The following is a 19,549-nucleotide window of genomic DNA, read 5'->3' as shown; positions in this document are numbered from 1 at the left end:
GGAAAGCAATGGAAGCCAAGGCAATTGCGCGTCACATCCGCGTAACGCCTATGAAGGCCCGGCGCGTCGTCAACCTTGTTCGTGGTAAGCAAGCGAACGAGGCTCTGGCAATTCTGAAGTTTGCCCCCCAGGCAGCTTCTGAGCCGGTATTCAAGGTAGTACAGTCGGCAATCTCCAACGCCCGGGTCCTCGCGGACCGCGACGGCGTTGCGTTTGACGAAGGTGACCTCATCATCAGCGAAGCGTTTGTTGATGAAGGCCCGACCATGAAGCGGTTCCAGCCGCGTGCTCAGGGTCGTGCATTTCAGATCAAGAAGCGCACCAGCCACATCACCGTGGTAGTCGCTACCCCGGAGAAAGAGGAGGCTCGCTAAGTGGGACAGAAAGTAAACCCGCACGGGTTCCGACTCGGCATCACCACCGATCACGTATCGCACTGGTTCGCTGACAGCACCAAGTCCGGTCAGCGGTACAAGGACTTCGTTCGCGAAGACATCCGTATCCGCCAGCTCATGTCCACGGGCATGGAGCGCGCCGGCATCGCCAAGGTTGAGATCGAGCGCACCCGCGACCGCGTCCGCGTGGACATCCACACGGCACGTCCGGGCATCGTCATCGGCCGCCGCGGCGCTGAAGCAGACCGCATCCGCGGCGAGCTCGAAAAGCTCACCGGCAAGCAGGTTCAGCTGAACATCCTCGAGGTCAAGAACCCCGAGATGGAAGCCCAGCTTGTTGCCCAGGGTGTTGCCGAGCAGCTGACTTCCCGCGTGGCGTTCCGCCGTGCGATGAAGAAGGCCATGCAGTCCGCGCAGCGTGCCGGTGCCAAGGGTATCCGTATCGCCTGCTCCGGCCGTCTGGGTGGCGCAGAAATGTCCCGCTCGGAGTTCTACCGCGAAGGCCGTGTGCCCCTGCACACCCTCCGCGCGAACATCGACTACGGCTTCTACGAAGCCAAGACCACCTTCGGCCGCATCGGCGTGAAGGTCTGGATCTACAAGGGTGACGTCACCTCCAAGGAACTGGCTCAGCAGGCAGCTGCTGCTCCGTCCCGCGGACGCTCCGGCGACCGTCCGGGCCGTCCCGGTGGCGCCGACCGTGGTGACCGCCGCCGTCGTACCGACCGTCCGGCAGCCGACGCAGCACCTGCTGCTGCAGCTCCGGCAGCCGAGGCTGCTTCTGCCGCTCCGGCACAGGCAGCAGAAGGAGGACAGGCTTAAATGCTTATCCCACGTCGAGTCAAGCACCGTAAGCAGCACCACCCGGGTCGTTCCGGCGCTGCCACGGGTGGCACCAAGGTCTCCTTCGGTGAGTACGGTATCCAGGCCCTGAGCCCGGCTTACGTCACGAACCGTCAGATCGAATCTGCCCGTATCGCGATGACCCGCCACATCAAGCGTGGCGGTAAGGTCTGGATCAACATCTACCCGGACCGTCCGCTGACGAAGAAGCCGGCCGAAACCCGCATGGGTTCCGGTAAGGGTTCTCCGGAATGGTGGGTCGCCAACGTCAAGCCGGGCCGGGTTCTCTTCGAACTCTCCGGTGTCAATGAAGAGGTAGCTCGCGAGGCCCTGCGCCTGGCAATCCACAAGCTGCCGTTGAAGGCACGCATTGTGCGTCGCGAAGGTGGTGAATAGAAATGGCAGTAGGGTCGAAGGATCTCGCACCCGCACAGCTGGACGGTTTCGACAACGAGCGTCTCGTTGAAGAACTCCGCAAGTCCAAGGAAGAGCTGTTCAACCTGCGTTTCCAGTCCGCCACCGGTCAGCTGGAGAACCACGGTCGTCTGCGCGCGGTAAAGAAGGACATCGCACGCATCTACACCGTTCTCCGTGAGCGCGAGCTGGGCATTCGTGCCGAGGTTGCCGCACCGGTTGCGGAAGCCAAGGAAGAAAAGAAGTCCAAGAAGTCCACAGCCAAGGCTGAGAAGGCTGAGAAGCCGGCCGAGGCTGAGACCGAGGAGGACGCCAAGTGAGTGAAAAGGACGAGAACGTGACGGAAACTGGTTCCGCAACGGCAGCTGCCGAGCGCGGTTACCGTAAGACGCGTCGCGGCTACGTGGTCTCGGACAAGATGGAAAAGACCATCGTTGTCCAGGTTGAGGACCGCGTGAAGCACGCCCTGTACGGCAAGGTCATCCGCCGCACGTCGAAGGTGAAGGCCCACGACGAAGAGAACACCGCCGGCATCGGCGACCTCGTCGTGATCGCCGAGACCCGCCCGCTGTCCGCCAGCAAGCGGTGGCGCCTGGTGGAGATCCTCGAGAAGGCCAAGTAACACCTGCAGCCCTACTGTTTCCAGTAGCTGCGCCGGCAACCCCCGTTCCCTTTGGGAGCGGGGGTTTTCCCGTTCTTATGGATGACAGGGGAAAGCCCGACGGCGGCCGCCCGGCTTAACACAGGGGCGGCTGCTGTGATATGGGGCTGGGCGGGAACTGTGCTAAGATTTTGAGTTTGTATGGCGCCTTTTGCGTGCCGTCAGCAAACCTCGTAAACAATCGTGCCACGGCATAGTGCCCCCTTGCGTTTGGACTCTGTCCAAACCCGCCTGGGAAGCAAATGTTTTTGGCACGGGCGTTTAGGCCTGGTCTGGCAAAATCCAGGCAGGTCAAGAGACACCCCGATCAACCGTTCCGCAAGGCTCATTCCGTAGGAAGATTTTCGGTCTGAGAACCCGCGCGACGCAAGGAGTAAATAGTGATTCAGCAGGAGTCGCGACTGAAGGTCGCCGACAACACGGGTGCTAAGGAAATCCTTACCATTCGCGTTCTCGGTGGATCTGGCCGTCGCTACGCAGGCATCGGCGACGTCATCGTCGCTACCGTCAAGGACGCAATCCCGGGCGGCAACGTAAAGAAGGGCGACGTCGTCAAGGCTGTCATCGTCCGTACCAAGAAGGAACGCCGCCGTGCGGATGGTTCCTACATCAAGTTTGACGAGAACGCAGCTGTGATCCTGAAGAACGACGGTGACCCCCGCGGTACCCGTATCTTCGGACCGGTTGGTCGTGAACTCCGTGACAAGAAGTTCATGAAGATCGTTTCTCTGGCTCCGGAGGTGCTCTAGTCCATGGCTAAGATCAAGAAGGGTGACCTGGTTCAGGTCACCACTGGCGCCAAGGCTGAGCGCGGCGGCGACCGTGGCAAGCAGGGCAAGGTTCTGCGCGTCTTCCCCGACACCAACCGCGTGCTGGTTGAAGGCATCAACCGCGTAACCAAGCACACCAAGGTCGGTCAGTCGCAGCGCGGCACCAAGACCGGTGGCATCGAGGTCGTCGAGGCACCGATCCACATCTCCAACGTGGCTCTCGTGGACCCGTCGACCAAGAAGCCGACCCGCGCCGGTTTCCGCCTCGACACCGTTGAGAAGGACGGCGTCAAGAAGACCGTCCGCATCCGCGTGGCCAAGAGCTCCGGGAAGGACATCTAATGACTGAGACTCTCGAGACTCCGGCAACGAAGATCGTTCCTCGTCTGAAGACCAAGTACGCCGAATCCATCAAGGCTGCGCTGCAGGATGAATTCAAGTACGAGAACGTCAACCAGGTTCCCCGTCTGGTCAAGGTTGTTGTGAACATGGGTGTTGGAGATGCCGCCAAGGACTCCAAGCTGATCGACGGCGCTGTCCGCGACCTCACCCTGATCACCGGCCAGAAGCCGCAGGTAACAAAGGCCCGCAAGTCGATCGCCCAGTTCAAGCTGCGCGAAGGCATGCCCATCGGTGCACACGCTACCCTGCGTGGCGACCGTATGTGGGAATTCGTGGACCGTCTGGTCACGCTGGCCCTGCCGCGTATCCGTGACTTCCGCGGCCTCAGCGGCAAGCAGTTCGATGGCAATGGCAACTACACCTTCGGTCTGACCGAGCAGGTTATGTTCCACGAGATCGACCAGGATTCCATCGACCGCGTTCGCGGTATGGACATCACGGTTGTGACCACCGCCAAGACCGACGACGAAGGCCGCGCGCTGCTCAAGGCGCTTGGTTTCCCGTTCAAGACCGAAGCTTAATTAGCTACGTAAAAGGTCCGGCCGTTTTGATCCCTCAGGGACAGCGCGGCGGAAACCGTTACGAGGAAGGGCAAGAGCCCAAATGACTATGACAGATCCTGTCGCAGACATGCTTACACGTCTGCGCAATGCAAACTCGGCATACCACGATTCCGTGTCTATGCCTTACAGCAAGCTCAAGGCACGCGTTGCCGACATCCTGAAGGCGGAAGGTTTCATCGCCGGCTGGAAAGAAGAAGACGCTGAGGTCGGCAAGAAGCTGACCCTCGAGCTGAAGTTCGGTCCGAACCGCGAGCGTTCGATCGCCGGTGTCCGCCGTATCTCCAAGCCGGGTCTCCGCGTTTACGCGAAGTCCACCAACCTGCCGCACGTGCTGGGTGGCCTGGGTATCGCAATCCTGTCCACCTCTTCCGGCCTCCTGACTGACAAGCAGGCCGGCAAGAAGGGCGTGGGCGGCGAAGTCCTCGCTTACGTCTGGTAACGGGAAAGGAAGAGAATAATGTCACGTATTGGACGTCTCCCCATCACCGTTCCTGCCGGCGTTGAGGTCAAGGTTGACGGCTCTGTCGTCAGCGTCAAGGGTTCCAAGGGCGAGCTGAGCCACACTGTGGCCAGCCCGATCGAGGTTGCTCTGGACGACAACACCCTGACCGTCACCCGCCCGAACGATGAGCGCGCCTCCCGTTCGCTCCACGGCCTGACCCGCACCCTGATCTCCAACATGATCCAGGGCGTCACCGCAGGCTACGAGAAGAAGCTTGAAATCGTCGGTACCGGTTACCGCGTTCAGGCCAAGGGATCTGACCTTGAGTTCGCTCTCGGCTACAGCCACCCGGTCAGCGTTTCGGCACCGGCCGGCATCACCTTTGCAGTAGAGGGGCCGACCAAGCTCTCTGTCTCAGGCATCAACAAGCAGCAGGTCGGCGAGGTTGCTGCCAACATTCGCAAGCTGCGTAAGCCGGACCCCTATAAGGGCAAGGGCATTCGCTACGCCGGCGAAGTCATCCGCCGCAAGGTCGGAAAGGCTGGTAAGTAACCATGGCCATCGCAATTAACAAGAAGCGTACGAACAAGAGCAAGTCTGCTTCGCGCAGCCGCCGCCAGCTTCGTATCCGCAAGCGCATCTCCGGAACGGCTGTACGTCCCCGCCTGGTCGTCAACCGTTCCGCACGCCACGTATTTGTCCAGGTTGTCGACGACACCATCGGCCAGACCGTAGCGAGCGCATCCACACTGGAAGCCGACCTTCGTGCATTCGACGGTGACAAGACCGCCAAGGCCAAGCGCGTTGGCGAGCTCGTAGCCGAGCGTGCCAAGGCTGCCGGAGTCGAAGCAGTTGTCTTCGACCGTGGTGGTAACAAGTACCACGGCCGGATCGCCGCCGTCGCTGACGGTGCACGTGAAGGTGGGCTGTCACTGTGACGGAAGCAAACAAGGAAAAGGACACTGTGTCTGCAGATCAGAAGGCGACTGAAGCCGTAGCTGCTGAGGCCACTGAGACCACTGCCCCCGCAGCTGCCGACGACCGCCGTGGTGGCGCCCGTCGCGGCGAGCGTGGCGACCGTGGCCAGGGCCGCGGCGACCGTGGTGGCCGTGGTGGCCGCGACGGCGGCCGTGAAGCCGAGAAGAGCCAGTTCGTAGAGCGCGTTGTTACCATCAACCGCGTTTCCAAGGTCGTCAAGGGTGGTCGTCGCTTCAGCTTCACCGCACTCGTCGTCGTTGGTGACGGTAACGGCATGGTCGGCGTCGGTTACGGCAAGGCCAAGGAAGTTCCCGCTGCAATCGCAAAGGGCGTTGAAGAGGCTAAGAAGTCCTTCTTCCGCGTTCCCCGCGTTGGCAACACCATCCCTCACCGCGTCCAGGGCGAAGCCGCCGCAGGCGTCGTAATGCTGCGTCCGGCTTCCGCCGGTACCGGTGTTATCGCCGGTGGCCCGGTCCGTGCAGTACTGGAGTGCGTGGGCATCCACGACATCCTCTCCAAGTCGCTCGGTTCCTCGAACGCCATCAACATCGTTCACGCGACTGTTGACGCCCTGAAGCGCCTCGAAGAGCCGGCAGCAGTGGCAGCACGCCGCGGCCTCCCGCTGGACGAGATCGCCCCGGCGGCGCTGGTGAAGGCTCTCCTGAACCAGAAGGCAGGTGTCTAAGCAATGGCAAAGAACCTGATTCCCTCCGACGCACAGTTGGAGATCACTCAGATCAAGTCCGCCATTGGCGGCAAGCAGAACCAGCGCGACACCCTGCGGTCCCTCGGCCTGAAGCGGATCGGACACACCGTTGTCCGCACCGCCGACGCCGTGACCGTTGGAATGCTCAACACGGTTCCGCACCTGGTAAAGGTAGAGGAGGCGAAGTAAATGGCAGAGAAGAACACTGCTGAGAAGGCACAGAGCGCCGCTGCTGAGAAGCAGAACGCACTGAAGGTTCACCACCTGCGTCCCGCCCCGGGTGCCAAGACCGCCAAGACCCGCGTTGGTCGTGGTGAAGGTTCCAAGGGTAAGACCGCCGGTCGCGGTACCAAGGGTACGAAGGCCCGCTACCAGGTCAAGGCTGGCTTTGCCGGCGGCCAGCTGCCGCTGCACATGCGCCTGCCGAAGCTGCGCGGCTTCAAGAACCCGTTCCGGGTCGAGTTCCAGGTTGTAAACCTGGACCGTCTCAACGAGCTCTTCCCGGAAGGTGGCACTGTCACCGTAGAGGATCTGGTTGCAAAGGGTGCCGTTCGCAAGAACCAGCCCGTGAAGGTGCTTGGCACCGGCGACATCACCGTCAAGGTTGACGTCACCGCCCACGCATTCTCGGCCAGCGCCACTGAAAAGATCGCTGCAGCAGGCGGAAGCACCACCGCTCTCTAGGAGACGCCTCCAGAGGACGGTGGGCTGATGCCCGTCGTTGAACTCCCGGTACGCGGGGCCGAAGCCCCCGTGCCGGGAGTTTTCCGTATCCCGACGTCTTTCGGATTGTTCGCATAGCGCAATCAACCGTTAGACTCGGTTGTTGGGTTTATTGTCCCGCATCACAAGACTTATTAATTTCTGAGGAGGACGCTTGCTTAGCGCATTCGGCCGGGCTTTTCGAACGCCTGATCTGCGACGCAAGTTGTTGTTCACGCTGGGAATCATCACAATCTTCCGCTTGGGAGCCTTCATCCCCTCGCCTGGTGTGAACTACCAGAATGTCCAGCAATGCTTGTCGACCGGGCAAACCCAGGGCGGGATCTACCAGCTCGTCAATCTTTTCAGCGGCGGTGCGTTGCTGCAGGTCTCCATCTTCGCTTTGGGAATCATGCCGTACATCACGGCAAGCATCATCGTGCAGCTGCTCCGGGTGGTCATTCCCCGGTTCCAGCAGCTGCATGAAGAAGGCGCCTCGGGGCAGTCGAAGCTGACGCAGTACACGCGTTACCTCACCATTGCCCTCGGCCTGCTGAACGCCACCACGCTGGTGTCCCTCGCGCGCTCCGGGCAGCTGCTGCCTGGCTGCAACCTGCCGATCATCCCGGACAACAGCGTCATCACCACGATCCTGATCATCATCACGCTGACGGCCGGCACAGGTCTCATCATGTGGATGGGCGAGCTGGTGACCGAAAAGGGTGTGGGCAACGGCATGTCGCTGCTCATCTTCACCGCCATCGCTGCAGGCTTCCCCACCTCCCTGGGCGCCATCTGGACCTCGCAGGGGCCGGGAACGTTCTTCCTCGTCCTCGCCATCGGCCTCCTGACGGTTGCCCTCGTGGTCTTCGTGGAGCAGTCGCAGCGCCGCATCCCCGTGCAGTATGCCAAGCGGATGATCGGACGCCGGACTGTGGGCGGCACCAGCACCTACATTCCCATCAAGGTGAACATGGCCGGTGTTATCCCGGTGATCTTCGCGTCCTCCATGCTCTACCTGCCGGCGTTGATCTCGCAGTTCAACCAGCCGCAGCAGGGGGAGCAGATCCAGCCGTGGGTTGAGTGGATCAACAACAACCTGACCCGCGGTGACCACCCCATCTACATGGCGCTTTACTTCGCCATGATTGTTTTCTTTACATACTTCTACGTCGCGATCACCTTCAATCCTGAAGAGGTCTCGGACAACATGAAGAAATACGGCGGCTTCATTCCGGGTATACGTGCCGGCAGGCCGACCGCGGATTACCTGCAGTACGTCCTGTCGCGGATCACGCTTCCCGGGGCCATTTACCTTGGCTTCGTGGCGCTGATCCCGCTGGTGGCGCTCGTGCTGATCAACGCGAACCAGAACTTCCCGTTCGGTGGCACCTCGATTCTGATCATGGTGGGCGTTGGCCTGGAAACCGTCAAGCAAATTGACGCGCAGCTACAGCAGCGTCACTACGAAGGGCTATTGCGATGACCAGAATGTTGATTATCGGACCACCGGGTTCGGGCAAGGGTACGCAGGCGGAACGCATCTCAGAACGCCTCGGCGTCGTTGCGATCTCCACCGGTGACATCTTCCGTGCGAACGTCAAGGGCGAGACCCCGCTGGGTGTCGAAGCCAAGAAGTACATGGACGCCGGGGACTTTGTGCCGGACAGCGTCACCAACAAGATGGTCCGCGACCGTCTCAGCGAAGGCGACGTCGAAGACGGCTTCCTGTTGGACGGCTACCCGCGCACCACAGCCCAGGTCGATTACCTGGACGAGATCCTGGCCAATGGTGACCAGAAGCTCGACGTGGTCCTGCAGCTGACGGCGGACGACGAGGAGCTCGTTGCACGCCTCCTGGGCCGTGCCAAGGAAACCGGGCGCAGCGACGACAACGAGGCCGTCATCCGCCACCGGCTGGACCTCTACCACGAGCAGACCGAAGCCGTTGTGGCCAAGTATGCCGAGCGCGGCATCCTGACCCAGGTGGACGGCATCGGCGCCATTGACGAAGTCACCGACCGCGTCATGCAGGCCATCAAAGAGGCTCAGGCAGCCTGATTCAGTAACCACGCTACGAGGCTCCTCCCGGTTCATTGGGAGGGGCCTCCGGCTTTTAGCCGCACAACGGCTAGCCCTGCTGGCAGATCGGCCGGCCGGGGGCACCACCGAGAGGAAACCGCAGATGGCATTCGGCCAGCCACGGATTGAATACAAGACCAATGCCCAGATGCGCACCATGCACGAGGCCGGGCTGGTCCTGAACCGCGCCCTGGACGCTGCTGTGGCCGCGGCCACGCCTGGGGTCACCACGAAGCAGCTTGACGAGGTGTTCGCCGGGGTGCTCCTGGAGGCCGGCGCAAAGTCCAACTTCCTGGGCTACCACGGCTTCCCCGCCACCATCTGCACGTCCGTGAACGAGGAAGTGGTCCACGGGATCCCGGGACCAAGGGTGCTGCGGGACGGTGACATCATCTCGATCGACGGCGGCGCGATCGTGGACGGCTGGCATTCGGATTCCGCCCGCACGGTCATCGTTGGTACCGCGGATCCGGAGGACCAGCGACTGTCGGACGTCACCCAGGCCGCCATGTGGCGGGGCATCGCCGCGCTGGCCACCGGCAAATTCGTGGGCGACATCGGCTGCGCCGTGGACGACTACGTCTCCTCCGTGCCGGGCAAACCCCTTGGCATCCTCGAGGATTATGTCGGCCACGGCATCGGCTCCGAGATGCACATGGCTCCTGACGTGCTGAACTACCGCTCAAGCCACCGGGGCCCGAAGATCCGCCCGGGCCTGTGCCTCGCCATCGAGCCGATGCTCGTGCGCGGCAGCATCGAAACCGCTGTCCTGGACGATGACTGGACGGTGGTGACCACGGACGGCAAGCGGTCCTGCCAGTGGGAGCACTCCGTCGCTGTCCATGAGAAGGGCATCTGGGTGTTGTCCGCGCCCGACGGCGGCGCTGCCCAGCTGGCACCGCTCGGCGTTGTCCCGGTCCCGATTCCCTGACGACGCTCCGTTTCCCGGGACGAGTTTGCGCATCGCAGCGAAGTCAGTAGACCACAATGGGAGCCATGGGAGCCATGGGAGCGACGGGGAAGATCACTGACGTGCCGGGCCTGCGGGTCGGTCACCGGCAGAAGTCCGACGGCGGCTGGCTGAGCGGTGTGACGGTGGTCCTGCCGCCACCGGGAACCGTGGGTTCGGTGGATGTCCGCGGGGGAGGCCCCGGCACCCACGAGACCGATGCGCTTGACCCGACCACCCTGGTCCCGACCGTGGACGCTGTGGTCCTCACGGGCGGGAGCGCCTACGGCCTCGTGACCGCGCATGGCGTCCAGCGCTGGTGCGAGGAGCAGGGACGCGGCTTCCCAGTCACCGGCGGGGTGGTTCCGATCGTCCCGGCGGCCGCTATTTACGATCTCGGCCGCGGCGGCGACTTCTCCGCCCGCCCCGACGCCGGGATGGGCTACGCGGCGGCCGCCGCCGCCGGCGCGCAAAAGGACGGGCACGACGTCGAACGCGGCAATGTGGGCGCCGGCACTGGGGCGGTCATGGGACGGGGCAAATACAAAGGGGGAGTAGGCACCGCCTCGGTTCCCCTGGAAAACGGCGTGGTTGTCGGAGCCCTGGCCGTGGTGAATGCGGTGGGCCTGCCGCTTGTTGAGCCGGGGGAAACGGAGGCTACCGATTTCGATGGGCTCACTCACCGGGAGGACCAGCCACTCAACACCACCCTCGTCGTCGTCGCCACCAACGCGGACCTTGACCCGGCCGAATGCAAGCGGACCGCGTCCGCGGCCCATGCCGGACTGGCCAGGGCGCTGAACCCGAGCCACACACTGGCAGACGGGGACACGGTGTTCTGCCTGGCGACCGGCAGTACCAGGCTGGATCGAAGCACGGAAACTGCCCGGCAGGGGAGCCTCATTGCCCTGCAGAGTGCGGCAGCCGACGTCGTGCGGTTGGCCATCCTGGACGGGATCCGCAGCGCGGAGGCTGTGACCACTGAGGCGGGCACCTTCGCTGCGTACAGATATTGATGCATACAGATTTGATGCGCCCCTGTTTTGATGCGGACGGCGGCATTGTGCGCTACCATGGCTGGATTTAACATTCCGGCCCGAATGCCGTAGTGTTGCATGTTGGTTGTCTGCCCTGCCACGCCCATTTGCGGCCGGCTGGCGACGATCAATCAATCAAAAAAACGTCCGCAGCCATGCCCGGTGCAATCCGGTGGGCTGAGGCAAACAACAGTTAGCGGAGGATATGGCCAAGAAGGACGGGGTCATAGAGATCGAGGGCGTTGTGACTGAGGCGCTGCCCAACGCGATGTTTCGCGTTGAGCTCACCAACAAGCACATCGTCCTGGCACACATCTCTGGGAAAATGCGTCAGCACTACATCAGGATTCTCCCTGAGGACCGCGTAGTGGTGGAGCTGAGCCCTTACGACCTCACACGTGGTCGTATCGTCTACCGCTACAAGTAAACGTTGGGCGGCCAGAGCAACTGCCGAAGGCCGGTCCATCGGACCAACTGCTATCACGCAAAGGAACGCCATGAAGGTCAAGCCGAGCGTCAAGCAGATCTGCGAAAAGTGCAAAGTGATCCGCCGTAATGGCCGGGTCATGGTGATCTGCGAGAACCCGCGCCACAAGCAGCGCCAGGGCTAATTCCCTTCCGGGAATCCCTGGGTTGCTAACCCACGCAAGTAAATAAAAGGCAGCACAAGCTGAACTGGAACATTGAGCTCTAAAGAGTCCGGACAGCTAACCCCCGGTCGGAGGCTGGGGCCGCACTGAAAGTGCGGGTGTACTGCCTACGACCTCCGGTTTATTCAAGGAGTACTGCCACTATGGCTCGTCTCGCTGGCGTAGACATTCCCCGCGAAAAGCGGCTGGAAATTGCGCTTACTTACATCTACGGCGTGGGCAAGACCCGTGCACACGAAACCCTGGCTGCCACCGGCATCAGCGCTGACGTCCGCGTAAAGGACCTCAGCGACGCCGAGCTGGTCCAGCTGCGTGACTACATTGAAGGCAACTACAAGGTTGAGGGTGACCTTCGCCGCGAAGTGGCCGCAGATATCCGCCGCAAGGTTGAAATCGGCAGCTACGAAGGCCTGCGTCACCGCAAGGGCCTGCCCGTACGCGGTCAGCGTACGAAGACCAACGCACGTACCCGCAAGGGCCCGAAGCGTACCGTCGCCGGCAAGAAGAAGGCCCGTTAATCCTCCCCACTTGCCCCCTAAAATCGCTGGCGCGATTTCAGGGAACCCTGCAAGTGTGGGCCCATTCAACGGCCTTCCCCCAATAACTTTCTGTAGGAGAAAAAATGCCCCCGAAGACTCGTGGCGCGGTTCGCAAGCCGCGTAAGAAGGACAAGAAGAATATCGCGCTTGGCCAGGCGCACATCAAGAGCACCTTTAACAACACCATCGTGTCCATCACGGACCCGACCGGTGCTGTCATCTCCTGGGCTTCCGCCGGTGAGGTTGGATTCAAGGGCTCGCGTAAGTCCACCCCGTTCGCTGCACAGATGGCTGCCGAAGCTGCTGCCAAGCGTGCACAGGAGCACGGCCTGAAGAAGGTTGACGTGTTCGTCAAGGGACCGGGATCCGGACGCGAGACCGCCATCCGTTCGCTGCAGGCCGCTGGCCTCGAGGTTGGCTCCATCCAGGACGTCACCCCCGCCGCGCACAACGGCTGCCGTCCCCCGAAGCGCCGCCGCGTCTAAGCTTTTCCGCTGCCCGGAGCTTGCCCGGACCCTTACCGGGTCCGGGCAAGCCCAGCGCGTTAAGTCTTCAGACCGATTTTCCACCACCTGTGTTGCGTCATATAGCGGATGCTCGCCGAAAGGAAACCTAAGTGCTCATTGCACAGCGCCCCACCCTCTCCGAAGAGGTCGTCTCCGATAACCGCTCCCGCTTCATCATTGAACCGCTGGAGCCGGGCTTCGGATACACCCTCGGAAACTCCCTCCGCCGTACCCTGCTCTCTTCTATCCCCGGTGCCGCTGTAACCAGCATCCGGATCGATGGCGTGCTGCACGAGTTCACGACGGTTCCGGGTGTTAAGGAAGATGTCACCGAGATCATCCTGAACATCAAGAACCTGTCCGTGTCCTCCGAGCACGACGAGCCGGTTGTTGCTTACCTGCGCAAGCAGGGACCCGGAGTCGTCACCGCCGCGGACATCGCTCCGCCGGCCGGCGTCGAATTCCACAACCCGGATCTGCACATTGCCACGCTGAACTCGAAGGGCAAGTTCGAACTGGAACTGACCATCGAGCGCGGCCGCGGCTACGTTTCGGCAGCTCAGAACAAGTCCGGCGACGCAGAGATCGGCCGTATCCCGGTCGACTCCATCTACTCGCCGGTGCTGAAGGTTACTTTCCGCGTGGAAGCCACCCGTGTTGAGCAGCGCACCGACTTCGACAAGCTCATTGTCGACGTCGAGACCAAGCAGGCCATCGCCCCCCGCGATGCGGTTGCTTCCGCAGGTACCACTCTGGTGGAACTCTTCGGTCTGGCCCGCGAGCTGAACACCGCAGCTGAAGGTATCGAGATCGGTCCGTCGCCGACGGATGCTGCCCTGGCAGCAGACATGGCTCTGCCGATCGAGGATCTGGACCTCACCGTCCGTTCCTACAACTGCCTCAAGCGTGAGGGCATCCACACTGTGGGTGAACTCGTTGCCCGCTCCGAGGCTGACCTGATGGACATCCGTAACTTCGGTGCCAAGTCCATCGATGAGGTCAAGGCAAAGCTGGTTGAACTGGGACTGTCCCTCAAGGACTCGCCTCCCGGCTTCGACCTCGCCGCCCGCGCCGCAGCCATCGAAGAGGACGACGCCGCGTTCAGCGACGACGAGCTCTAACAAGCAGATCTTGGCCGGCGGGCTGGATGCACCATGGTGTGCGCAGCCCCACCGGCTTCCATATGAGGAGAAACAACTATGCCTACCCCCACTAAGGGTCCGCGCCTCGGTGGCGGCCCGGCTCACGAGCGTCTCATGCTCGCGAACCTGGCTTCCGCACTGTTCGAGCACAAGCGGATCACCACCACGGTCACCAAGGCCAAGCGCCTGAAGCCGTACGCCGAGCGCCTGGTCACCTTCGCCAAGCGCGGCGACCTCGCATCCCGCCGCCGCGTTCTCGGCCTGATCAGCAACAAGGGCGTCGTCCACGAGCTGTTCACCGACATCGCGCAGGCAGTGGAGAACCGCGACGGCGGCTACACCCGCATCACCAAGATCGGCAACCGCAAGGGCGACAACGCTCCCATGGCTGTCATCGAGCTGGTTCTCGAGCCCGTTTCCGCCAAGCAGGCCGTAGTCGCCGAGGCTACTGCTGCTGCCAAGCGCGATGCTGCCAAGGCTGCCCCGGCTGCCGAGGAAGCCCCCGAGGCAGAGGCCGCTGAGACTGAAGCCGCTGAGGCTCCCGAGGCTGCCGAGACCGAAGAGGCTCCGGCTGCTGAGGAAGCTCCGGCTGAAGAAGCTGCTGCTGACGAGGCTGCTGCTGACGAGGCTGAAAAGGACGCGAAGTAATTCGCTGAATCCTTCGCATAGACTTAAGTCTATGAACGACCAAAAACCCGCGGCCCCCGTATTGGGGGGCGGCGGGTTTTTGCGTATCCGGCTTGATTTGGCATACGACGGCGGCCCGTTCAGCGGGTGGGCAGTGCAGCCGGGGCTGCGCACGGTCCAGGGAACCCTGGAGGCGGCGCTGGAGCTGCTGATCCGCCGGCCCGTCCGGGTCACCGTAGCGGGGCGGACAGACGCCGGTGTTCACGCCCGCGGCCAGGTGGTCCACCTTGACCTGACGGAAGCGGAGTGGCGGGGACTGAACCGCGGCGCCGAACTTGATCCCGCCGTCGCGCTTTTACGCAGGCTGCGGGGTGCGCTGAGCCGGGGGCTCGGGGACCTGACCGGCGCCATTGTGGTGCACCAGGTGTCCATTGCGCCGGAGGGTTTCGACGCGCGCTTTTCCGCGCTGTGGCGCCGCTACAGCTACCGCATCGCTGACGGGCCCGCGCTCTGGGACCCGCTGGGCCGGTATGACACTCTTTGGCACAAAGCGCCGCTTGATGTGGACCTCCTGAATGAGGGCGCGTCCAAGCTGCTGGGGCTGCAGAACTTCCTCTCCTACTGCAAGCCTCGCGAGGGCTCCACGACCATCCGCGAACTGCAGCGCTTCGAGTTCACCCGCGGCCCGGATGGCGTCATTGTGGCCACGGTCCAGGCCGACGCGTTCTGCCACAACATGGTCCGTGCGCTCGTGGGTTCGGCGCTGTATGTGGGGGAGGGGCTGGAGCCGCCGGGATGGCTGCACGAGCGGCTACTGGCCAGGAAACGTGACGCCCGCTCCGTGCTGGCGGCCCCGCATCCGTTGGTGCTGGAGGAAGTGGCCTACCCGTCGGACGACGAGCTGCTTGCACGCGCGGTGCTCACGCGTGCCCTGCGGGAGTAAGTCCCTACATTAACCGTCTTCTGAGGGCCCTGCCTCAGTTCCGGGCCTGCTGCCAGTAGGCTGGGAGGCAGTCTTTAGTCATGTGGTCCTTACAGGGGGTAAGGGATGAGTGATCGTCGCGTTGTTGTGGTTATCGAACAGGATCAGGACGTCTGCGCGCTGCTGTGCGCGACCCTTGGTGATGCCGGGTTCGAGGTGCATCGTTCGGTGAGCGGCGAGGCGGGGCTGGCGCTGGTCCGGGCCGCGCAGCCGGATACCGTCACGGTGAATGCGGCGCTGCCGGACATGGACGGCCTCGAGGTGGTGAGGCGCATCCGTGAGTTTAGCCACGCGTACCTGCTGATTGTCAGCGAAGCCAGTGATCTTGGGGCCACTGTACAGGCCTTCGACGCCGGGGCTGACGACTATTTGGTCACACCCCTCCGGCCCCGTGAACTACGGGTGCGTGTCGACGGTATGCTCCGGCGGCCCCGGGAACTGCGGGAGGGCCGGCGCGAAATTTCTGAAACGGTTGTGGAAGCAGTGACACGGTGCCTGGAGCACAAGGGTCTGGAGGTGGACACGGTAGCCCGCTGCGTGCGACTGGCAGGGCGGACGGTGGAACTTACCAGGACAGAGTTCGACCTGCTCCACCTTATTGTGGAGCAGGGGAAACGCGTGGTGACGAAGACCGAGCTGGCCCGCCACCTGCAGCTCGAGGACCTGGGCCCGGGACGCCCCCGGAAAGTGGATACGGACCGCGTCATCGAAGTCCACATCGGAAACCTGAGGCGAAAGCTTGGAGACGACGCACGGTCTCCGAAGTGGCTCAAGACAGTCCGTGGCCTGGGATACACGCTGACGTAGGCCGCGGTGGACCCTGCCCCTGCAAACGGGGGGTGGCGCGGAAAATCCTAAGAAAACGCCAAGGGTGCAGGAGCACCGTAGGAGCATGAAATCACTACGAAGCGACGAGGTTGTTGCAGTCCGTGGCGTTCTTACCGATACGCATCCGGTCGATTTCTATGCGCTTGGCGTCGCGGGGGCGATTGACCGTTTGACCCTTCCGCTGCGAGAGCGCGGGACCGTGATTCACCTGGAGGCTCCGCACCACGGGATGGAGGTGGACCGGAAGTGTGCCACCCTCCTCTACCGGGCCGCCCAGGAGCTCCTCAGCAACGTGTACAAATTCGCCCACGCCTCGGCCGTGACCATTCGGCTGGGCTGCCTCAGCCATCCGCCCCTCTGCCATGAGGTGCAGCTCAAAGTGACCGACGACGGCGCCGGTTTCGATGTCCAGGCAGCAACCCAGGGCCGGCATTCCGGGATGGGGCTGCGGCTCATGCGACTCGCCGTGGAAACTGCGGGCGGCCACATGGTGATCGACTCGTCCTCCGCGGGTACGTGCGTGAACATCACGCTCCCTCTGGACTGAGGAAGAAACTGCAGAGGTTAGGAAGGTTCCCGGGGCAGTGTCATGGTGAACGTAGTCCCGGCGCCTGGCTTGCTCTCGCACGTGATGGCGCCGCCGTGCCGTTCCACGATTGTCTTCGTAATGGAGAGGCCCAGGCCCACGCCGGGAATTTCCGCCTGCCGGGCAGCCTGGCTGCGGAAGAACCTGGTGAAGATCCGGGAGGTCTCGTCTTCACTGATGCCCATTCCGGTGTCCTGGACCTGTAGCTGCACCCAGTCATCAACCGTGCGGGCGCGGACCGTCACTGCACCGCCGTCTGGAGAGTATTTGATGGCATTGGACACCAGGTTGTCGAGTGCCTGCGAGATGCGGAGCGGATCGGCATGGGCCCAGAGGGGTGCCGGGGCGTCGACGCTGAGGGAGACGTGGGAGGCGTCGGCCTGTGTCTGGGCGGAACCCACGGTGGTGTCGATGAGGCTGGCCAGATCTGTCCTCCGGGCATGGACCGCCAGCACCGCGGAGGCCGAGACGAGCAGATCGGACACCAGCGAGAGGAGCCGTTCAGCATTACGCTGCACCACTTCCAGCCGCTGCACTGCCGCCGGTGAGAGGGCGTCAGCCTCATCCAGGACCAGGTCAACGTTCCCCAGCACGGACATCAGTGGGCTGCGAAATTCGTGGGAGACGTTGGAGATCAGTTCCTCCTTCGCGGAGAGCGCGTCCACCAGCCCGGTCACATCGCTGTAGACGATGACAGCGCCGCTGAACCCGCCGTCGTCGTTCCTCATGATCCGGGCCGCCGTGGAAACGGCACGCCGCGCGCTGCCCTCGCCGAGCCACACCAGATAGTTCGCAAACGTCTCGCCCGCAATCGCCCGGTGAATCGGTCGCTTGTCCTCCGGCAGCGGGGTGACCTTGTCCTGGCCGAACATGAGCTGCTTGGATTCCTCGATTTCCGTGGCTCCCCCCGCAGGAGATGCGGCATGCTGGAACATTCTTTGCTGGTCGTTGACGAGAACTTTATGCCCGTCGGCGTCTACCGCCACAATGCCGACGTCAACGGTGTCAAGGATGGTTTTGAAAAGCCTTTCACGGGCCCTGCTTTGTATGAGCAGTTCCCGGAGTTCGGCATCCTTTTTTTCGAGCCGTTGGCGCTGCAGACGGATATTGGCGCTGGCGAACCGGATTGCCAGCGAGACGGCCAGCATCATGAGGGGCAACAGGATGGCGGTGGCAATGTCCGAAGGTGAAATGTTGGGAGATTTTTGCAGCAGTGACGGCAGACCGATGAGTAGGGGCCCAAAAAAACTGAGCACAATGCTGGTCTTCACGAAGGAACCTGATGCGGATAACCAGATCACCGGGAATATTGCCAGCACGCCGAGGCCAGCCACAGAAGGAACGGCTCCGTTGCGTGCCAGGCCGATCACCAAAAGGTCAAGAATCGGAATAATGAGATACGAATTGGCCGGAAGCCGTTCCCACGGAACCACCAAGCACGCCAGGAACAAGATGCCCATCAGGGCCATGGCCGCAAGAAAGACGGGACTCTCGATGAGCCTAGGCCACACTGAAGGCGCGGCGATGGCCAAGGCGGCAAGAAGGAGCGTTACCGGGAGTTGGCAAAGCGCCACCTGGACTCTCGGCTTCAGCCTTCTGTAAAAGCGGTCAGTGTCCCGGACCAACACGTGTTCACCCAAGGGCGCAGCCCCCGCCCTTGGAGTCGAACATCAAAACGTGAGACCGTATTTTTTTGTCCCCACCCATGGGGCCATTATGCACACCATTTCCTCTGCATCGGCAGTCCCAATCGGCTCTTGCTTGTAGGTTGCAAAACATATGCACAATTTAGGGTGTCTGGTTGCCGAGTCCGTTGTAGCCTAGGTAATCAGGTAGTGCTTTCCGCATTGCGCTGGGCGGTGCGGTGGTTTTACCTGATATGGGGTAATCGTGGGCGAACTTGGCGTGGCCGTAGTGATTGAAGATGACGACGACGTCCGCAATCTGCTTGACGCGGTCCTTCAGCAGGCTGGCTTCGAGGTGCACTCTGCAGCCACGGGACGTGATGGTGTTGACGTTGCGCGTCAACATTCGGTGAATGTGATCACGCTTGACGTGGGACTACCGGACATCGACGGTTTTGAGGTCCTGCGCAGAATCCGGCAATTCAGTGACGCGTACGTCGTCATGCTCACCGGTAGAGACGAGGAACTGGACACGATCACGGCGCTTCAGGGCGGCGCGGACGACTACATCACCAAGCCGTTCCGGCCCCGTGAGTTGCGCGCCCGTATCTCCGCCATGATGCGCCGGCCCCGTCAGGGCGCGGCTGCTGAAGACGTCGATGCTCTAGCGCTGTCATCCGGCGTCGGTACCGGTGTCGGTCGCGCCGGCGGCGCTACAACCGTGCGCCGTGGCAAGGTGCTGCAGCATAACGGCCTGTCGCTCGATATGGAAACCCGGACTGTCGCCCTTCACGGGACGCCGCTGGGGCTGACCCGCAGCGAGTTCGACCTGTTACAGGAGCTTCTGAAGGCAAACGGGGCCGTGCGTACGCGGGCTGATCTGGTCCGGGTGGTCCGCGGGGAATACTACGGTGAGGACACATACATCAGCGAGGCCGACGAACGTGCCGTCGAGGTCCATATCGGAAACCTGCGCCGGAAACTCCGTGAGGACCCCCAAGAACCGCGCTGGCTCGTGACGGTACGCGGCGTGGGATACCGGTTGGCGCCGAAGCGGGCGGAGTAGCGCTGCCTTCCTTTGGGTGCGGCTGGGTCTCCAGCCGCCTGCCGCGGCGGCAGC

The 19,549-nt window shown here is 62.6% G+C and carries 31 protein-coding genes; 29 read left to right on the top strand and 2 right to left on the bottom strand.

What is annotated here, in order from left to right:
- The first annotated feature begins 8 nt into the window (after positions 1-8).
- The 27 genes from rplV to ACIP90_RS15170 all read left to right on the top strand — a co-directional run bounded on the left by rplV (position 9) and on the right by ACIP90_RS15170 (position 16,765).
- Positions 9-374 carry a 50S ribosomal protein L22 gene (gene rplV / locus ACIP90_RS15300; protein WP_003803798.1) on the top strand — a complete coding sequence of 122 codons (366 nt, stop codon included), beginning with the start codon at positions 9-11 and terminating at the stop codon, positions 372-374.
- Complete coding sequence (gene rpsC, locus ACIP90_RS15295; RefSeq protein WP_400479013.1) at positions 375-1,217, top strand: 30S ribosomal protein S3; 843 nt, start codon at positions 375-377, stop codon at positions 1,215-1,217.
- The gene (gene rplP / locus ACIP90_RS15290; RefSeq protein ID WP_003803795.1) at positions 1,218-1,634 is read left to right on the top strand and encodes a 50S ribosomal protein L16; all 417 of its coding nucleotides are present in this window, start codon (positions 1,218-1,220) and stop codon (positions 1,632-1,634) included.
- 2 nt (positions 1,635-1,636) lie between these two features.
- Positions 1,637-1,972: a 50S ribosomal protein L29 gene (gene rpmC / locus ACIP90_RS15285; protein ID WP_400580289.1), complete on the top strand. Its 336-nt coding sequence runs from the start codon at positions 1,637-1,639 to the stop codon at positions 1,970-1,972.
- A complete protein-coding gene (gene rpsQ, locus ACIP90_RS15280) occupies positions 1,969-2,274 on the top strand; it encodes a 30S ribosomal protein S17 (protein ID WP_400580287.1) in 306 nt (101 codons plus the stop codon). Before rpmC ends, rpsQ begins: the two co-directional genes overlap by 4 nt.
- A gap of 419 nt (positions 2,275-2,693) precedes the next feature.
- Positions 2,694-3,062, top strand: coding sequence for a 50S ribosomal protein L14 (gene rplN, locus ACIP90_RS15275; protein WP_003803789.1), 369 nt, complete (start codon positions 2,694-2,696; stop codon positions 3,060-3,062).
- Positions 3,063-3,065: 3 nt separating this feature from the next.
- The gene (gene rplX, locus ACIP90_RS15270; protein WP_400580285.1) at positions 3,066-3,425 is read left to right on the top strand and encodes a 50S ribosomal protein L24; all 360 of its coding nucleotides are present in this window, start codon (positions 3,066-3,068) and stop codon (positions 3,423-3,425) included.
- A complete protein-coding gene (gene rplE / locus ACIP90_RS15265; RefSeq protein ID WP_400580283.1) occupies positions 3,425-4,006 on the top strand; it encodes a 50S ribosomal protein L5 in 582 nt (193 codons plus the stop codon). The genes rplX and rplE overlap by 1 nt, the downstream gene beginning before the upstream one ends.
- 82 nt (positions 4,007-4,088) lie before the next feature.
- Positions 4,089-4,487, top strand: a complete 399-nt coding sequence (rpsH, locus tag ACIP90_RS15260) for a 30S ribosomal protein S8 (RefSeq protein WP_018769139.1) — start codon at positions 4,089-4,091, stop codon at positions 4,485-4,487.
- A gap of 18 nt (positions 4,488-4,505) precedes the next feature.
- A complete protein-coding gene (rplF, locus tag ACIP90_RS15255) occupies positions 4,506-5,042 on the top strand; it encodes a 50S ribosomal protein L6 (protein WP_400580281.1) in 537 nt (178 codons plus the stop codon).
- Positions 5,043-5,044: 2 nt separating this feature from the next.
- Positions 5,045-5,428 (top strand): 50S ribosomal protein L18, encoded by a 384-nt coding sequence (rplR, locus tag ACIP90_RS15250; protein WP_003803763.1) that lies wholly within the window; start codon positions 5,045-5,047, stop codon positions 5,426-5,428.
- On the top strand, positions 5,425-6,153 hold the full coding sequence (gene rpsE, locus ACIP90_RS15245; protein WP_400580279.1) for a 30S ribosomal protein S5: 729 nt from the start codon (positions 5,425-5,427) through the stop codon (positions 6,151-6,153). The genes rplR and rpsE overlap by 4 nt, the downstream gene beginning before the upstream one ends.
- Before the next feature lie 3 nt (positions 6,154-6,156).
- On the top strand, positions 6,157-6,363 hold the full coding sequence (gene rpmD, locus ACIP90_RS15240) for a 50S ribosomal protein L30 (protein WP_056626615.1): 207 nt from the start codon (positions 6,157-6,159) through the stop codon (positions 6,361-6,363).
- The gene (gene rplO, locus ACIP90_RS15235; RefSeq protein ID WP_400580277.1) at positions 6,364-6,858 is read left to right on the top strand and encodes a 50S ribosomal protein L15; all 495 of its coding nucleotides are present in this window, start codon (positions 6,364-6,366) and stop codon (positions 6,856-6,858) included.
- 193 nt (positions 6,859-7,051) lie between these two features.
- Positions 7,052-8,362 (top strand): preprotein translocase subunit SecY, encoded by a 1,311-nt coding sequence (gene secY, locus ACIP90_RS15230; protein WP_400580276.1) that lies wholly within the window; start codon positions 7,052-7,054, stop codon positions 8,360-8,362.
- A 5-nt stretch (positions 8,363-8,367) separates the two neighbouring features.
- Positions 8,368-8,937, top strand: a complete 570-nt coding sequence (locus ACIP90_RS15225; protein WP_400580461.1) for an adenylate kinase — start codon at positions 8,368-8,370, stop codon at positions 8,935-8,937.
- A 124-nt stretch (positions 8,938-9,061) separates the two neighbouring features.
- Entirely contained in the window at positions 9,062-9,889 is an 828-nt protein-coding gene (gene map, locus ACIP90_RS15220) for a type I methionyl aminopeptidase (RefSeq protein WP_400580274.1), read from the top strand.
- A 74-nt stretch (positions 9,890-9,963) separates the two neighbouring features.
- Complete coding sequence (locus ACIP90_RS15215; RefSeq protein ID WP_400580459.1) at positions 9,964-10,923, top strand: P1 family peptidase; 960 nt, start codon at positions 9,964-9,966, stop codon at positions 10,921-10,923.
- A gap of 226 nt (positions 10,924-11,149) precedes the next feature.
- Positions 11,150-11,371 (top strand): translation initiation factor IF-1, encoded by a 222-nt coding sequence (gene infA, locus ACIP90_RS15210; protein ID WP_009358723.1) that lies wholly within the window; start codon positions 11,150-11,152, stop codon positions 11,369-11,371.
- A gap of 70 nt (positions 11,372-11,441) precedes the next feature.
- A complete protein-coding gene (gene rpmJ, locus ACIP90_RS15205; RefSeq protein ID WP_009358722.1) occupies positions 11,442-11,555 on the top strand; it encodes a 50S ribosomal protein L36 in 114 nt (37 codons plus the stop codon).
- Between the two features lie 182 nt (positions 11,556-11,737).
- Positions 11,738-12,112: a 30S ribosomal protein S13 gene (gene rpsM, locus ACIP90_RS15200; RefSeq protein ID WP_090950898.1), complete on the top strand. Its 375-nt coding sequence runs from the start codon at positions 11,738-11,740 to the stop codon at positions 12,110-12,112.
- A 104-nt stretch (positions 12,113-12,216) separates the two neighbouring features.
- On the top strand, positions 12,217-12,618 hold the full coding sequence (gene rpsK / locus ACIP90_RS15195) for a 30S ribosomal protein S11 (protein WP_003803734.1): 402 nt from the start codon (positions 12,217-12,219) through the stop codon (positions 12,616-12,618).
- 131 nt (positions 12,619-12,749) lie between these two features.
- Positions 12,750-13,760, top strand: coding sequence for a DNA-directed RNA polymerase subunit alpha (locus tag ACIP90_RS15190; protein ID WP_056626606.1), 1,011 nt, complete (start codon positions 12,750-12,752; stop codon positions 13,758-13,760).
- Positions 13,761-13,838: 78 nt separating this feature from the next.
- Entirely contained in the window at positions 13,839-14,429 is a 591-nt protein-coding gene (gene rplQ / locus ACIP90_RS15185; protein WP_400580272.1) for a 50S ribosomal protein L17, read from the top strand.
- A gap of 31 nt (positions 14,430-14,460) precedes the next feature.
- On the top strand, positions 14,461-15,351 hold the full coding sequence (gene truA / locus ACIP90_RS15180; protein ID WP_400580270.1) for a tRNA pseudouridine(38-40) synthase TruA: 891 nt from the start codon (positions 14,461-14,463) through the stop codon (positions 15,349-15,351).
- 105 nt (positions 15,352-15,456) lie between these two features.
- Positions 15,457-16,197, top strand: coding sequence for a response regulator transcription factor (locus ACIP90_RS15175; RefSeq protein ID WP_400580269.1), 741 nt, complete (start codon positions 15,457-15,459; stop codon positions 16,195-16,197).
- Positions 16,198-16,282: 85 nt separating this feature from the next.
- Complete coding sequence (locus ACIP90_RS15170) at positions 16,283-16,765, top strand: sensor histidine kinase (protein WP_400580267.1); 483 nt, start codon at positions 16,283-16,285, stop codon at positions 16,763-16,765.
- Between the two features lie 17 nt (positions 16,766-16,782).
- Here the strand turns inward: ACIP90_RS15170 and ACIP90_RS15165 are convergent, their stop codons facing one another.
- Complete coding sequence (locus ACIP90_RS15165; protein WP_400580265.1) at positions 16,783-18,075, bottom strand: sensor histidine kinase; 1,293 nt, start codon at positions 18,073-18,075, stop codon at positions 16,783-16,785.
- Positions 18,076-18,196: 121 nt separating this feature from the next.
- On the opposite strand from ACIP90_RS15165, the gene ACIP90_RS15160 reads away from it, so the two are divergent.
- On the top strand, positions 18,197-18,406 hold the full coding sequence (locus tag ACIP90_RS15160; RefSeq protein WP_400580264.1) for a hypothetical protein: 210 nt from the start codon (positions 18,197-18,199) through the stop codon (positions 18,404-18,406).
- Positions 18,407-18,592: 186 nt separating this feature from the next.
- Here the strand turns inward: ACIP90_RS15160 and ACIP90_RS15155 are convergent, their stop codons facing one another.
- On the bottom strand, positions 18,593-18,835 hold the full coding sequence (locus tag ACIP90_RS15155; RefSeq protein ID WP_400580465.1) for a hypothetical protein: 243 nt from the start codon (positions 18,833-18,835) through the stop codon (positions 18,593-18,595).
- Between ACIP90_RS15155 and ACIP90_RS15150 the strand changes: the two genes are divergently transcribed.
- Positions 18,719-19,495, top strand: coding sequence for a response regulator transcription factor (locus tag ACIP90_RS15150; RefSeq protein WP_400580458.1), 777 nt, complete (start codon positions 18,719-18,721; stop codon positions 19,493-19,495). The genes ACIP90_RS15155 and ACIP90_RS15150 overlap by 117 nt on opposite strands.
- The last annotated feature ends 54 nt before the right edge of the window (positions 19,496-19,549 follow it).

The sequence above is a fragment of the Arthrobacter sp. NPDC093139 genome (assembly GCF_044754165.1).
Taxonomy (GTDB): domain Bacteria; phylum Actinomycetota; class Actinomycetes; order Actinomycetales; family Micrococcaceae; genus Arthrobacter.
This window is presented reverse-complemented; position numbering and strand designations above follow the sequence as displayed.

Bases quoted from the DNA above. Each gene is read 5' to 3' on its own strand.
- rplV (WP_003803798.1), top strand. From the start codon at position 9: ATGGAAGCCAAGGCAATTGCGCGTCACATCCGCGTAACGCCTATGAAG.
- rplP (WP_003803795.1), top strand. From the start codon at position 1,218: ATGCTTATCCCACGTCGAGTCAAGCACCGTAAGCAGCACCACCCGGGT.
- rpmC (WP_400580289.1), top strand. From the start codon at position 1,637: ATGGCAGTAGGGTCGAAGGATCTCGCACCCGCACAGCTGGACGGTTTC.
- rplX (WP_400580285.1), top strand. From the start codon at position 3,066: ATGGCTAAGATCAAGAAGGGTGACCTGGTTCAGGTCACCACTGGCGCC.
- rplE (WP_400580283.1), top strand. From the start codon at position 3,425: ATGACTGAGACTCTCGAGACTCCGGCAACGAAGATCGTTCCTCGTCTG.
- rpsH (WP_018769139.1), top strand. From the start codon at position 4,089: ATGACTATGACAGATCCTGTCGCAGACATGCTTACACGTCTGCGCAAT.
- rplF (WP_400580281.1), top strand. From the start codon at position 4,506: ATGTCACGTATTGGACGTCTCCCCATCACCGTTCCTGCCGGCGTTGAG.
- rplR (WP_003803763.1), top strand. From the start codon at position 5,045: ATGGCCATCGCAATTAACAAGAAGCGTACGAACAAGAGCAAGTCTGCT.
- rpmD (WP_056626615.1), top strand. From the start codon at position 6,157: ATGGCAAAGAACCTGATTCCCTCCGACGCACAGTTGGAGATCACTCAG.
- rplO (WP_400580277.1), top strand. From the start codon at position 6,364: ATGGCAGAGAAGAACACTGCTGAGAAGGCACAGAGCGCCGCTGCTGAG.
- ACIP90_RS15225 (WP_400580461.1), top strand. From the start codon at position 8,368: ATGTTGATTATCGGACCACCGGGTTCGGGCAAGGGTACGCAGGCGGAA.
- map (WP_400580274.1), top strand. From the start codon at position 9,062: ATGGCATTCGGCCAGCCACGGATTGAATACAAGACCAATGCCCAGATG.
- ACIP90_RS15215 (WP_400580459.1), top strand. From the start codon at position 9,964: ATGGGAGCGACGGGGAAGATCACTGACGTGCCGGGCCTGCGGGTCGGT.
- infA (WP_009358723.1), top strand. From the start codon at position 11,150: ATGGCCAAGAAGGACGGGGTCATAGAGATCGAGGGCGTTGTGACTGAG.
- rpmJ (WP_009358722.1), top strand. From the start codon at position 11,442: ATGAAGGTCAAGCCGAGCGTCAAGCAGATCTGCGAAAAGTGCAAAGTG.
- rpsM (WP_090950898.1), top strand. From the start codon at position 11,738: ATGGCTCGTCTCGCTGGCGTAGACATTCCCCGCGAAAAGCGGCTGGAA.
- rpsK (WP_003803734.1), top strand. From the start codon at position 12,217: ATGCCCCCGAAGACTCGTGGCGCGGTTCGCAAGCCGCGTAAGAAGGAC.
- rplQ (WP_400580272.1), top strand. From the start codon at position 13,839: ATGCCTACCCCCACTAAGGGTCCGCGCCTCGGTGGCGGCCCGGCTCAC.
- truA (WP_400580270.1), top strand. From the start codon at position 14,461: ATGAACGACCAAAAACCCGCGGCCCCCGTATTGGGGGGCGGCGGGTTT.
- ACIP90_RS15175 (WP_400580269.1), top strand. From the start codon at position 15,457: ATGAGTGATCGTCGCGTTGTTGTGGTTATCGAACAGGATCAGGACGTC.
- ACIP90_RS15170 (WP_400580267.1), top strand. From the start codon at position 16,283: ATGAAATCACTACGAAGCGACGAGGTTGTTGCAGTCCGTGGCGTTCTT.
- ACIP90_RS15160 (WP_400580264.1), top strand. From the start codon at position 18,197: ATGAGATACGAATTGGCCGGAAGCCGTTCCCACGGAACCACCAAGCAC.
- ACIP90_RS15155 (WP_400580465.1), bottom strand. From the start codon at position 18,835: ATGTTGACGCGCAACGTCAACACCATCACGTCCCGTGGCTGCAGAGTG.